The organism is Leifsonia sp. Soil_N53 (assembly GCF_057655165.1).
The window spans coordinates 15309-27691 of record NZ_JBDGMM010000042.1; the positions used below are offsets into that span (position 1 = coordinate 15309).

General features: G+C 73.1%; 13 protein-coding genes. 9 read left to right on the forward strand and 4 right to left on the reverse strand.

The annotated features are described in order from the left end of the window. The first annotated feature begins 4 nt into the window (after positions 1–4). The 5 genes from AC3A3H_RS04530 (at position 5) to AC3A3H_RS04550 (ending at position 4639) form a co-directional block, all read left to right on the forward strand. Positions 5–1369, forward strand: coding sequence for a cystathionine beta-synthase (locus tag AC3A3H_RS04530; RefSeq protein WP_487613351.1), 1365 nt, complete (start codon positions 5–7; stop codon positions 1367–1369). A 49-nt stretch (positions 1370–1418) separates the two neighbouring features. Then, a complete protein-coding gene (locus AC3A3H_RS04535; RefSeq protein ID WP_487613352.1) occupies positions 1419–2570 on the forward strand; it encodes a cystathionine gamma-synthase in 1152 nt (383 codons plus the stop codon). Between the two features lie 26 nt (positions 2571–2596). After that, positions 2597–3124 (forward strand): N-acetyltransferase family protein, encoded by a 528-nt coding sequence (locus tag AC3A3H_RS04540; protein ID WP_487613353.1) that lies wholly within the window; start codon positions 2597–2599, stop codon positions 3122–3124. Positions 3125–3182: 58 nt separating this feature from the next. Beyond that, a complete protein-coding gene (locus AC3A3H_RS04545; RefSeq protein ID WP_487613354.1) occupies positions 3183–4295 on the forward strand; it encodes a carboxylate-amine ligase in 1113 nt (370 codons plus the stop codon). Between the two features lie 74 nt (positions 4296–4369). After that, positions 4370–4639, forward strand: coding sequence for a hypothetical protein (locus tag AC3A3H_RS04550; RefSeq protein ID WP_487613355.1), 270 nt, complete (start codon positions 4370–4372; stop codon positions 4637–4639). Positions 4640–4679: 40 nt separating this feature from the next. On the opposite strand, the gene AC3A3H_RS04555 is transcribed toward AC3A3H_RS04550, so the two are convergent. The 3 genes from AC3A3H_RS04555 to trxA form a co-directional block, all read right to left on the reverse strand. After that, on the reverse strand, positions 4680–4826 hold the full coding sequence (locus tag AC3A3H_RS04555; protein ID WP_487613356.1) for a hypothetical protein: 147 nt from the start codon (positions 4824–4826) through the stop codon (positions 4680–4682). A 214-nt stretch (positions 4827–5040) separates the two neighbouring features. Beyond that, entirely contained in the window at positions 5041–5202 is a 162-nt protein-coding gene (locus AC3A3H_RS04560; RefSeq protein WP_487613357.1) for a hypothetical protein, read from the reverse strand. A gap of 185 nt (positions 5203–5387) precedes the next feature. Then, positions 5388–5771: a thioredoxin gene (gene trxA / locus AC3A3H_RS04565; RefSeq protein ID WP_487613358.1), complete on the reverse strand. Its 384-nt coding sequence runs from the start codon at positions 5769–5771 to the stop codon at positions 5388–5390. 209 nt (positions 5772–5980) lie between these two features. Between trxA and AC3A3H_RS04570 the strand changes: the two genes are divergently transcribed. The 3 genes from AC3A3H_RS04570 to AC3A3H_RS04580 all read left to right on the forward strand — a co-directional run bounded on the left by AC3A3H_RS04570 (position 5981) and on the right by AC3A3H_RS04580 (position 9826). Then, positions 5981–7300, forward strand: coding sequence for an APC family permease (locus AC3A3H_RS04570; RefSeq protein ID WP_487613359.1), 1320 nt, complete (start codon positions 5981–5983; stop codon positions 7298–7300). Between the two features lie 64 nt (positions 7301–7364). After that, positions 7365–8384: a LacI family DNA-binding transcriptional regulator gene (locus AC3A3H_RS04575; RefSeq protein ID WP_487613360.1), complete on the forward strand. Its 1020-nt coding sequence runs from the start codon at positions 7365–7367 to the stop codon at positions 8382–8384. A gap of 56 nt (positions 8385–8440) precedes the next feature. Beyond that, positions 8441–9826, forward strand: a complete 1386-nt coding sequence (locus AC3A3H_RS04580; protein WP_487613361.1) for an MFS transporter — start codon at positions 8441–8443, stop codon at positions 9824–9826. A 22-nt stretch (positions 9827–9848) separates the two neighbouring features. Here the strand turns inward: AC3A3H_RS04580 and AC3A3H_RS04585 are convergent, their stop codons facing one another. Further along, on the reverse strand, positions 9849–11147 hold the full coding sequence (locus tag AC3A3H_RS04585; protein WP_487613362.1) for an MFS transporter: 1299 nt from the start codon (positions 11145–11147) through the stop codon (positions 9849–9851). 112 nt (positions 11148–11259) lie between these two features. Here AC3A3H_RS04585 and AC3A3H_RS04590 point away from each other — a divergent pair, with 112 nt between their 5' ends. Beyond that, positions 11260–12363, forward strand: coding sequence for a glycerate kinase (locus AC3A3H_RS04590; protein WP_487613363.1), 1104 nt, complete (start codon positions 11260–11262; stop codon positions 12361–12363). Positions 12364–12383 lie beyond the last annotated feature (20 nt).

The window sequence follows — 12383 nt, forward strand, 5'->3', positions numbered from 1 at the left end:
GCGCGTGAAGTACGCAGAGACCATCATCGACTTGGTCGGCGACACTCCGCTCGTGAAGCTCAACAGGCTGACCGACGGAATCGCGGCGACGGTGCTCGTCAAACTCGAGTACCTGAACCCCGGAGGTTCGTCGAAGGACCGCATCGCCTCCCGCATCATCGACGCTGCGGAGGCCGAGGGGCAGTTGAAGCCCGGCGGGACCATCGTGGAACCGACGAGCGGCAACACGGGCGTGGGCCTCGCGCTCGTCGCCCAGCAGCGCGGCTACCGCTGCGTGTTCGTGCTGCCCGACAAGGTCGGGGAGGACAAGCGCAACGTCCTCACCGCCTACGGCGCGGAGATCGTGGTGACGCCCACCTCGGTGCCGCCCGAGCATCCGGACTCCTACTACTCGGTGTCCGACCGGCTGGCGGCGGAGATCCCCGGGGCCTTCAAGCCCAACCAGTACTTCAACCCGAACGGCCCGCGCAGCCACTACGAGACCACCGGTCCGGAGATCTGGCGCGACACCGACGGCCGGATCACCCACCTGGTGGCGGGCGTCGGCACCGGCGGCACCATCACGGGCACCGGGCGGTACCTCAAGGAGGTCTCCGAGGGCCGCGTCCGCATCGTCGGAGCCGACCCGGAGGGCTCGGTCTACTCGGGCGGCACCGGCCGGCCCTACCTGGTGGAGGGCGTCGGCGAGGACTTCTGGCCCGGCGCGTACGACCCGAGCGTGGTCGACGAGGTCATCCCGGTCAGCGACGCCGACTCGTTCCACATGACCAGGCGGCTCGCGCGCGAGGAGGGCATCCTCGTCGGCGGCTCCAGCGGCATGGCCGTGGTGGCGGCGCTGCGGGCCGCGAAGGACCTGACCGCGGACGACATCGTCGTGGTCATCCTCCCCGACGGCGGCCGCGGCTACCTGGCGAAGATCTTCAACGACAAGTGGATGCGCTCCTACGGCTTCAGCGAGGTGCCGGACGAGGCCACCGTGCACGACGTCATCCGCACCAAGCGCGGCGACCTCCCCGACCTCGTGCACGCGCACCCGTCCGACACGGTCCACGACGCCATCGAGATCATGAACACCTACGGCGTCTCGCAGCTCCCGGTGCTCACGGCGGAGCCGCCGGTGGTCATGGGCGAGGTGGCCGGCGCGCTCGACGAGCGGTCGCTGGTCGACGCCGTGTTCGGCGGCCGCGCCCGGATGAGCGACCCGGTCGGGGCGCACCTGGGCGAGCCGCTGCCGCTGATCGGCATCAACGAGTCGGTGACCGCGGCCCGGGCGGCGCTCGCCGTCGCGAACGCACTGCTCGTCACCGAGGACGGCAAGCCCGTCGCCGTGCTGACCAGGCAGGACCTGCTCACCTACCTCAGCGAGTAGCCGCTCGCTCTCCCGCATCCCCACCCAACGCATCGAAGTAAGGATCCCGATGACCCACGGTTTCGCCACGCGCGCCATCCACGTCGGCCAGGAGTTCGACCCCGCCACCGGCGCTATCATCCCGCCGATCTACCAGACCTCGACGTTCGTGCAGGACGGCGTCGGCGGCCTGCGCGGCGGCTACGAGTACGGCCGCGCCGGCAACCCGACGCGCACCTCGCTCGAGTCGCTGCTGGCCTCCCTCGAGGGCGGCGTGCGCGCGCTGTCGTTCGCGTCGGGCCTCGCGGCGGAGGACGCCCTGCTGCGCGCGGTGCTGCGCCCGGGCGACCACGTCGTGCTCGGCAACGACGTCTACGGCGGCACCCACCGGCTGATCAACCGCATCCACGGTGCCTGGGACGTGCGCAACACGACGGTCGACCTGGGCGACCTGGACGCCGTCCGCAGGGCGCTCGCGACCGACGGCACCCGGGTGCTCTGGATCGAGACGCCGAGCAACCCGCTGATGAAGATCAGCGATCTCGCCGCCCTCGTCGAGCTGGGTCACGCCGCGGGCGCGCTCGTCGTCGTGGACAACACCTTCGCGTCGCCCGTGCTGCAGCAGCCGCTGTCGTTCGGCGCCGACGTGGTCGTGCACTCCACCACCAAGTACCTCGGCGGCCACTCCGACGTGATCGGCGGCGCGCTCGTGTTCGCCGACGCCGAGCTCGCCGAGAAGGCGCAGTTCATCCAGTTCGCCGCGGGCGCCGTGTCGTCGCCGATGGACGCCTGGCTCACCGTCCGCGGCATCAAGACCCTCGACGTGCGGATGAAGCGGCACAGCGAGAACGCGCAGGCCATCGCGGAGGCGCTGGTCGGGCGACCGGGGATCGACGCGGTCTACTACCCCGGCCTCCCCGAGCACCCCGGTCACGACCTCGCGGCGCGGCAGATGAGCGGCTTCGGCGGGATGCTCTCCGTCGCCCTCAGCGGGGGAGCGGCGGCGGCGCGCCGGTTCGCCGAGTCGACCGAGGTGTTCCAGCTGGCGGAGTCGCTCGGCGGCGTGGAGTCGCTGATCGGCTACCCGTCGGAGATGACGCACGCGTCGGTGCGCGGCACCGAGCTGGAGGTGCCGGACAACGTGATCCGGCTCTCGGTGGGCATCGAGGACGTCGCCGACCTGCTGGCCGACGTCGAGCAGGCGCTGGCCCGTTCGGTGTGAGGCACGGCATCCCGCAGGATGGGAGCATGACCTCCATCCGCCCGGCACGCCCCGGCGACGCCGACGCCGTCCTCGGCCTGTTCGACGACGCGATCGCGTGGTTCGTGACGATCGGCAACCCCGGGCAGTGGGGCACGCAGCCGTTCTCGGAGCGCCCGGAGCAGGTGACCAGGGTGCAGGGCTGGGTCGCCGAGCCCGGGGCGTGGATCGCCGAGCATCCGCAAGCGGGCGTCGTGGGCTTCCTCGCGCTCGGGGAGGCGACCGATTACGTGCCGGCGGCCACCGGGCCCGAGCTGTACGTGCGGGTCCTGATCGGCTCGCGCGACCCTCGCGCCAAGGGGACCGGACGCCGGCTGCTGGAGTTCGCGCACGACGAGGCGCGCGCCGCCGGAGTCCGCACGCTCCGGGTCGACTGCTACGCCGGAGGCACCGGCGACCTGGTCCGGTTCTACGAGTCGTGCGGGTACACGCGCACCGCCACGTTCACCGTCGGCGCCTGGCCGGGGCAGGTGCTCGAGCGGCCGGTCGAGGCCGTCGGCGGGGCCGGACGCTAAGCGGATTCACGGTATCCGGGGTCTTGCTCCCTGAGGAGTCCTCACCGATAGTGGAGGCGTGAGGACTTTCGGGGTGGAGGAAGAACTCCTCCTGGTTGACGAACGCGGGATCGCGACTCCGGTCGCCCCGTTCGCGCTGGCGGACGCCCCCGCCGGGACCGAGCAGCGGCTCGGCGCCGAGATCCAGCAGGAGATGATCGAGACACAGACGCTGCCGCGCATGAGCACCGACGACCTGTTCGCCGACATCGTCGAGGGGCGCACGCTCGCCGACACGCTCGCCCGAAGGCACGGCGCGCGAGCGGTGGCCGTGGCCATGTCGCCGATGCCGCTGCGCCCGCATGCCACGCCGGACCCGCGCTACGACCAGATGATGGCCAGGTACGGGCTGACCGCCAAGGGCACCCTGGTCTGCGGGTGCCACGTGCACGTGGCGATCCACTCCCGGGAGGAGGGCGTGGCCGTCCTCGACCGAATCCGCACCTGGCTGCCGGCGCTGCTGGCGCTCACCGCGAACTCGCCGTTCGTCGGCGGAGTCGACACCGGGCACGCCAGTTACCGGTTCGTCGCCTGGCACCAGTGGCAGAGCGCCGGTCCGACGGACGTGTTCGGGTCGGTGGAGGCCTACGACCGGTTCGAGCGGCTGCTCGTGGAGACCGGGGTCATCCTCGACAAGGCGATGCTCTACCTCGACGCGCGCGTCTCCCACAAGCAGCCGACCGTCGAGGTGCGGGTCGCCGACGTCTGCCTGGACGCCCGCGACACGGTCGTGCTGGCCGCCTTGGTCCGCGCCCTCGTCGACACCGCCGTCGGCGAGTGGCGCTCGGGCGTCGAACCGCTGGCGACGCCCTCCGCCGCGCTGCGGCTGGCCGAGTGGCAGGCCGCGCTGACCGGCGTCGGCGGGATGCTGCCGCATCCGGTGACCGGCCGGGAGGGCACGGCGGTGGCGGCCCTGGACGCCCTGCTCGCACACACGGCCGACGCCCTGGAGTCCTACGGCGACCTCGAACTGGCGCGCGACGGGATCGCGAGGATCCTGCGCACCGGGGGCGGCGCGGGCCGTCAGCGCGCGGCGCTCGCGCGGCACGGTCGGATGCGCGACGTCGTCACCGATGCGGTCGCGGCGACCCACGACGACGGCGACGAGGGCGACGGCCGTTTCGTGGCGTAGCAGTCCCTTCCGCCGGAGGCTCGACGCGCTTACGCTTCGGACATGAGGTGGGAGGCCATGACGTGGAGGCGGACATGACAGGGAAGGAACTGGCCCACCAGCACGCCGTGTACACCTACGGCTCGCTGCCGCTCACACTCATGTACAGCCCGACGGCGACGGCCGCCTGGGAGGTGTACTTCGGCGGCGACTACCTCGGGCTCGTGGAGGAGTCGCACACCTCCGGCGACCCGTGGCCGTCGTTCGTGGCGCGGCCGCCCGGCGAGGAGGAGACCGGCGACGGCATCCCCGCGCGCGACTGGCGCGTGGCCGTGGAACTGCTGGCGGCGCGCGCCGGGCTCTGACCGCAGGCGTCCGCGCGCTGCGGCCTTCGAGCGGGGTCGCTCAGAAGGCGAATTGGGCCCACTCGGCGCGGTCGAGGCTCTCGCGCTCGCCGTGCCGTTCGACGACCCAGTGCGAGGGCGTCCCCGCCAGATATGTGCAGAGCACGGTCTCGCTGCTCCAGCCGTCCGCCGAGCGGATCCATCTCACCAGATGGATGTCCTGACCCGGTTTCGGCGCGTTCCCGATCGGCGTCTCATAAGTCGTCACGCTGCACCCCTCCCCAGATGTGCAGCCGGTCCGCACCGGCGGAGGCCCGACGTGCGCAGCCTCCGCCAGCCAGGACTGGCTCCTTAGGACTAGACCCTAGTGGGGTACAAGCCCGGGGGACAAGAGGATACAGGTGAACGGGGATGGACAGCTTTCAGACGCCGGGGTCGTCCTCGTCGTCCGCCGCGGCGTCGTCCTCCGGCTCGAACACGCCGTCGGCGTCGTACGGGCCGCCGCCTTCGCCCTCGGCCAGGGCGTCGACGTCGATGGGCTCACCGGAGGGGGTCTCCGGCCAATTCTCTCTCGCATCGGTCATGCCGTGATCGTAGGCCGTCCGGGGTACTCGCAGTACCTCCCATTCGAGCGGGCTCGACGCGTAACGTCGACGCACCGCTGCCGACCGGGTACCGATGTCCGCCGCCCTCGGGATGACAGAACACGCCGTCTCGCGGGTGTGCGAGCCGGCGTGTTCTGTCGGTGCGGGGTGGTGTGGTGCGGTGCTTACGCCTCGGGCGCGGGCTCGGCGGCCTTGGCCTCGGCGATCGACTCGCGGACGGCGTCCATGTCGAGCCCCTTCACCTGTCCGATGAGGTCCTCGAAGGTCGGCGCGGGAAGCGCGCCCGGCTGCGAGAACACCAGGATGCCGTCGCGGAACGCCATGAGCGTCGGGATGGAGGTGATGCCGGCGGACGCGGCCAGGGCCTGCTCCGCCTCGGTGTCGACCTTGCCGAACACGACGTCGGTGTGCTCCTGCGACGCCTTCTCGAAGATGGGGCCGAACATGCGACACGGGCCGCACCACTCGGCCCAGAAGTCCACGAACACGATGCCGTTCTCGGTGATCTTGGACTCGATGTTCTGAGCGGTCAGCTCGACGGTTGCCATGAGTTTCTCCTGCTGGTCGAGGGAAGTCGGAGTGCCGGACCGGGTCGGCCCGCGCATCCTCATGGAGTGGAACGGTACGCCCGGCTTCGGCATTCCCGGCGCCCGGGGCCGTCGGGCTCGTGCCAGGGACCGCGGGGATTGGCCGCCGATCGGCGGGGATTGGCCGCCGATGGACGGCGGATGTCGGCGGTCCACGCCAGGATGGACCGGTGACGGACCGCGCCCAATCGACCACGCATGCGTCGACCACGCGAGCGCCCGCGGAGCAGGCCGCAGGGCCCCGCGGCCGCCTCGGCGTCGCCGGGGGCACCGCGCTCTACGTCGCCGCCGTGCTCGGCACCGGCATCCTCGTGCTCCCCGCGCTCGCCGCGGCCGCGGCCGGGCCGGGCGCCATCCTCGCCGTCGCCGCCCTCGCGCTCATCTCGGTCCCGCTGGCGGCGACCTTCGCCGCGCTGGCTCGAAGGCATCCCGACGCCGGTGGCGTCGCGACCTTCGCCCGCCGGGCGTTCGGCCCGACCTCCGCGCGGATCGTCAGCTACTGGTTCTTCTTCGGCACCCCGATCGGCGCCCCCATCGCCGCGCTGATGACCGCGCGGTACGTCGTCGCCGTCATCGGGGGCGACACCGCGCAGACCGTGCTCATCGCGATCGCCCTGATGGTCGTGCCCGTGGCCGTGACCGCGTTCGGCGTCCGCTTCGCCGCCTCCGTCCAGCTCGTGCTCTCGGGGGCGCTCGTCGCGGTGCTCGTGTTCGTCCTCGCTGCCGCCGCACCGCACGCGCGGCCCGAGAACCTCCAGCCGCTGCTGCCGCACGGCTGGTCGGGCGTCGGGCTCGCGATGAGCCTCTACATCTGGGCGTTCGCCGGCTGGGAGGCCGTGGCCGGCATCGGCGGCGAGTTCCGCAACCCCCGGCGCGACATCCCGCGCGCGACCGCGCTGGCGCTGGTGATCGTGTCGGTGGCCTACCTCGCGATCCAGATCGTCACCGTCGCGGTGCTGGGCGGGCGCGCCGCCACGTCGGCCGTGCCGCTGCTCGACCTGGTGTCGGTCGCGACGGGCTCCGGCGGCGGGGTGGTCGTCGCGGTCATCGCCGCCATCGTCGTCACGGGCGTCTTCAACGCCTACCTCGCCGCCTTCAGCAAGCTGGGCGCGGCGATGGGCCGCGACGGCGACCTGCCCGCCTGGTTCGGCCGCGGCGCCGAGAACGGCGCGGTCGCCCGGCGCGGGCTTCTGCTGTCGGCGGTGGTGATGGCGCTGTACTCGGTCGTGGTGCTGGCCAGCGGCGACCTCCAGCCGTTCATCCTGGTCCACACCAGCATCGCCGCGGCCGTCTACGGGCTCGGCGTCGCCAGCGCGATCGTCCTGCTGCCCCGCCGCTCGCCCGGCTGGTGGATGGCGGTGCTGTCGTGCGTCTTCGCCGCGGGACTGCTGGTGCTGGCGGGGTGGCACCTGGTCTTCCCGGTCGGGATCGCGGTCGTCGCGGTCCTCGTCGGGGTGGCCGCCCGCTGGCGGACTCGACGGCGCGGCTGATCGGCGCGGCGCGCGATGATCGCCGCGGCGCGGTCCGAGGGCGTCCGTCACGGATAATGGGGCGGTGACCCACGATCCCGCGACGCGCGCCGCGAGCATCCGCGACGTCGCGCAGCTCGCCGGAGTCTCGCACCAGACGGTGTCGCGGGTCATCAACGACCACCCCAGCATCCGGGACTCCACGCGCCAGCGGGTCCTCGACGCGATGGAGCAGCTCCAGTACCGGCCGAACCGCGCGGCGCGGGCGCTCGTCACCGCGCGCTCGCGGACTCTCGGCGTGCTCTCCACCACCGCCGCCGCGCTCTACGGGCCGGTGTCGAGCATCAACGCCGTGCAGGGCGCCGCGCGCGAGGCCGGCTACTACCTCGCGGTCGCCCAGCTCCCCGAGCTGAGCGACGCCGGGATCGCCGCCGCGCTCGACCACCTGCTCGCCCAGGCGGTGGAGGGCATCATCGTGATCGCCCCGCAGGACCTGGTCCTCGAGCACATCGCGGACGCCCGCCTCGCGATCCCGTACGTGACGCTCCAGGGCGGCTCGGAGTACGTCGCGCGCGAGCTGACCGTCGACCAGGAGGCCGGCGCCCGCGCCGCCACGGCCCACCTGATCGGCCTCGGACACCGCCGGATCGTGCATCTGACCGGCCCGCTCGCCTGGTTCGAGGCCCAAGCGCGCGTCGCGGGCTTCACCCGCGAGCTGGAGGCGGCCGGCCTCCCGGCGCCCGAGCTGCTGGAGGGCGACTGGTCGGCCGAGTCGGGCTACCGCGCCGCGCGATCGTTCGTCCACGACCCCGCGGTCACCGCCGTCTTCGCGTCGAACGACCAGATGGCGCTGGGCGTCTACCACGCGGCCAGGGAGGCCGGTCGCCGCATCCCCGAGGACCTGAGCGTGGTCGGCTTCGACGACATTCCGGAGGCCGCCCACTTCTGGCCGCCGCTGACGACGGTGCTGCAGGACTTCACCGAGCTCGGCCGCCGCAGCGTCGAACGGCTGGTCGCCGAGATCGAGGGCGGCGAGGAGCCGCGGCCGGCGAGCCTCCTGCCGGAGCTCATCGTGCGGGCGTCGACCGCTCCGCCGGCCGCGTGAACCGGGCCGGCCGCCGCTGCTCGGCCGTCGGCTCCGGGAGGTCGTAGGCTCGGGGGATGAGCACCGACGGGGGACCCACGGTCGCGGCCGGGCGCCTCGCCAAACCGGAGGGGGTGCTCGCCCCGCGGTACCGCTGGGTGAGCATCGGCATGTGCCTGCTCGTCACGCTGGCCGCCTTCGAGGCGTTGGCGGTCACCACGATCATGCCGACCGTCAGCCGCGAGCTCGACGGCGCCGCACTGTACGCGTTCGCGTTCGCCGGTCCGCTCGCGGTCGGCGTCGTCGGGATGGTGGTCGCCGGCACCTGGTGCGACCGCGGCAACCCGCGCACGGTGCTGTTCGCGTCCGTCGGGCTGTTCGCGGCCGGCCTCATCCTGGCCGGCCTCGCCCCGACGATGGGACTGTTCGTGACCGGCCGGCTCGTCCACGGGCTCGGCGGCGGCGCGCTCACGGTGGCCCTGTACGTGATCGTGGCGCGCGTCTACCCGCCGCGGCTGCACGCCCGCATCTTCGCCGGCTTCGCCGCCGCGTGGGTCATCCCGTCGCTGATCGGCCCCGTGATCGCGGGCGCCGTCGCCGAGACCGTCGGCTGGCGCTGGGTGTTCCTCGGGGTCGTGGCGCTCGTGGTGCTCGCCATGCTGATGGTCGTGCCCGCGATGCGCGCCGTGCACGGTCCCGAGCACCGGCCGGCGGGAGGCCGCCGCGAGCTGGCGCGCGCCGGGCTGGCCACGCTCGTGGCGGTCGCCGTCCTGGCGCTCACGCTGGCGGCGGAGGCCAGGGGACCCGTGCAGTGGCTGGTGCCGGTGTTCGCCGCCGCGGTCGCGATCGCCGCGCTGCGGCCGCTGATCCCGGCCGGCACGCTGCTCGCGCGGCGCGGCCTCCCGAGCGTCGTGCTGCTGCGCGCGATCGTCGCGGGGACGTTCTTCTCGACGGAGGTGTACGTCCCGCTCATGATGGTCAGCCAGTACGGCGCATCGCCGGCGGTGGCGGGTCTGGCGCTGACCGCGGCCGGGCTCAGCTGGGCGGCGGCATCGTGGGCGCAGGGCCGGTTCCCGTCGATCGGCCACCGCCTCGCCGCCCGCCTCGGAGCGCTCGGCCTGACCATCGCGATCGCCGCGCTGCTCGTGACGGCGGTGACCGGGGCTTCGCCGGCTCTGGTCGTCGTCGGCTGGGCGTTCGCCGGGCTCGGGATGGGCGTCCTGTACCCCCGCCTCGGCGTGCTCACCCTGGAGTACTCGACCCCGGCCGACCAGGGCTTCAACAGCTCGGCCCTGTCGATCGCCGACTCGACCGGCTCCGCGATCGCGCTGGCCACGACGGCGATCGCCTTCTCGGCGCTCGGCGGCGCGACGGCCCCGGCCGCGTTCGCCGGGGTGTTCGCGGTGAACGGGGTGCTGTGCGTGGCGGCATGGCTGTGCGGCGGGCGCATCGTCCGGCGGTGACCTTCCGTCGCCGCGCCGCGCCTCACGGAGCGCTCGACGCGGCCTCCGCCTCGCCGGCCTCGCCTGCGTCGCCGGCAGCGCCGGGCGCACCCGCCGTGTCGGCCGGGTCGCCCTGCCGGCGGCTGGCCAGCAGGAACGGGATCCCGATCAGCTCGATCGCCCCGCCGATGACGAGCGATGTCCCGTACCCCCACAGGTCTGCGGCGCGCCCGAGTCCCGGCTGGATGATCACCCCGCCGAGGCTCCCGAACAGCGAGTCGAACGACAGCACCGTCGCACGCTGCTTCGACGGGATCATGTCGTTGAGGTAGGCCTGCCGCACCGGTCCCGCCACCGCGAACACGAAGCCCCAGATCACCAGCAGCACCACGGCGAACCAGAAGAAGGCGGTCAGCCCGAGCGCCACCAGCACGACGATGCTGCACAGAGAAGCGGCGATCACGGTCGTCGTCCGCTTGGCGAACAGCCGCCGGAGCCGCGGCGCCAGGAGTCCGCCCGCCACTTGCGCGAGCGACAGGATGGCCGCCGCGAGACCGGCGATCGAGTACGCAGTGGGGTCGCCGTACAGTTCGAGCAGGTAGGGCTGGAGCGCGTAGAAGGCGTAGATCCCGACCCCGGAGGCGAACGGGGCCGACAGGATGACATAGCGCACCGAGCGCTTGCGCATGCCGTGCTCGATCGACTGGGCGAGGATGTTCCTGGTCGCCTTGATCGGTCCCATCGACTTGTCCGGGGTGAACCCCAGGTCGCGCATCGCGAGGAACGCGAACACGAACATCAGCACCAGCACGGCCGCCCGCAGCAGGAACGGGACGCCGAGGTTGGTCGCCTGCGCGATCACGCCGCCCAGCACCGATCCGGTGAACATCGCGATCCCGGTGACGACCAGGCCGCGCCCGAACACCGTCTCCAGGCTGCCCTTGTACCCGGTCACCGCGAGCGCATCGACCAGCCAGGCGTCGACCGCGCCGGAGAAGAAGGTGAAGCCGAGGCCGAGCAGCATGGAGACCAGCGCCCACCAGACGAACGGGGAGTGCCACAGCCAGAGCAGCCAGTACAGCGCGGTCGACAGCGAGAGCGTGATGGTGCCGAGCAGGTAGGAGGCGCGCCGCCCGATGGTGTCGGCGACGACGCCGGTCGGGATCTCGAAGATCACCATCCCCGCCGTGAAGAACGCGTTCGCGGCGAACGCCTCGAAGTTGGTGAGCCCGGCGTCCAGCAGGAACAGGGTGTTGATGCCCCAGATGAACGACGCGGCGAGGGTGTTGCCGAGGAGGAGCGTGAGATAGACGGCCTGCACCCGGCCCGGTGATGTGGTCATGGTCGGGGTCGAGGTCCGAGGTGCGCGTTCATGGGCGACATAATCGTCCGGTCAGGGCGGCGGCACCAGTGGGCGGGGGTCGCCGGACGGATTCTGTGCCAGGGTGAGAGGGATGAGCACCGTCGTCTTCGCCCCAGACTCGTTCAAGGGATCCGCGACCGCGGCCGAGGTGGCGTCGGCGCTCGCCGCGGGCTGGTCGTCCGTGCGGCCTGGCGATCGCGTCGTCCTGGCGCCGATGGCCGACGGTGGCGAGGGCACCATCGACGCGTTCGAGGCCGCCGTGCCCGGATCCTCCCGGGCACATGTCCGGGTGACCGGCCCGGACGGCGCCGCGCGCGACGCGAGCTGGCTGCTGCTGCCCGAAGGGACCGCCGTGGTCGAGCTGGCCGAGACGAGCGGGATCGGGCTGATGCCGGTGCTCGCGCCGTTCGACGCGCAGACGACCGGGTTCGGCCAGGCGGTCGCCGCCGCGCTGGACGACGGCGCGACCGGGCTGCTGCTCGCGATCGGCGGCAGCGCCTCCACCGACGGGGGAGCCGGGTTGCTGAGCGCACTCGGCGCCCGCCTGCTCGACGCCGCCGGCGACGACATCGCACCGGGCAACCGGGGCCTCGCCGACCTCGATCGCGCCGATCTGCGCGGTCTGCGCGCTCTTCCTCCCGGCGGGGCGCGCATCCTCAGCGACGTGACGAGCCCGCTGCTCGGGCCGGCCGGCGCGGCCGCGGTGTTCGGGCCGCAGAAGGGCGCGACCGCTGCCGACGTCGCGGTGCTGGAGGACGGGCTCGCCCGGCTCGCACGGGTGCTGCGGGAGGCCGGGATGCCTGTCGATCCCGTGACGCCGGGAGCCGGCGCCGCGGGCGGGACAGGGTTCGGCCTCCTCGCCTGGGGAGCCACGATCGCGGCGGGATCGGCCGCGGTCGGGGACGCGCTCGGGCTGCCCGGGGTGCTCGCCGCCGCGGATGCGGTGGTGACGGGGGAGGGCCGTTACGACGACCAGTCCGCCGCAGGCAAGGTCCCGGAGTACGTCGCCGGCCTCGCCGCGGCGGCGGGGATCCCCGCGTTCCTGGCCGCCGGCTCGATCGCCGCGGAGCCACGCGGCTTCGCCGCCGCGGCGTCGCTCTCCGACCTCGCCGGCGGCTCCGCCCCGGCCATCGCCGACCCGCTCCGCTGGGCCGCCGCCGCCGGAGCCCACCTGGCCCGCCACCAGCTGCCCTGACCCCGCAAACAACGGAGGAG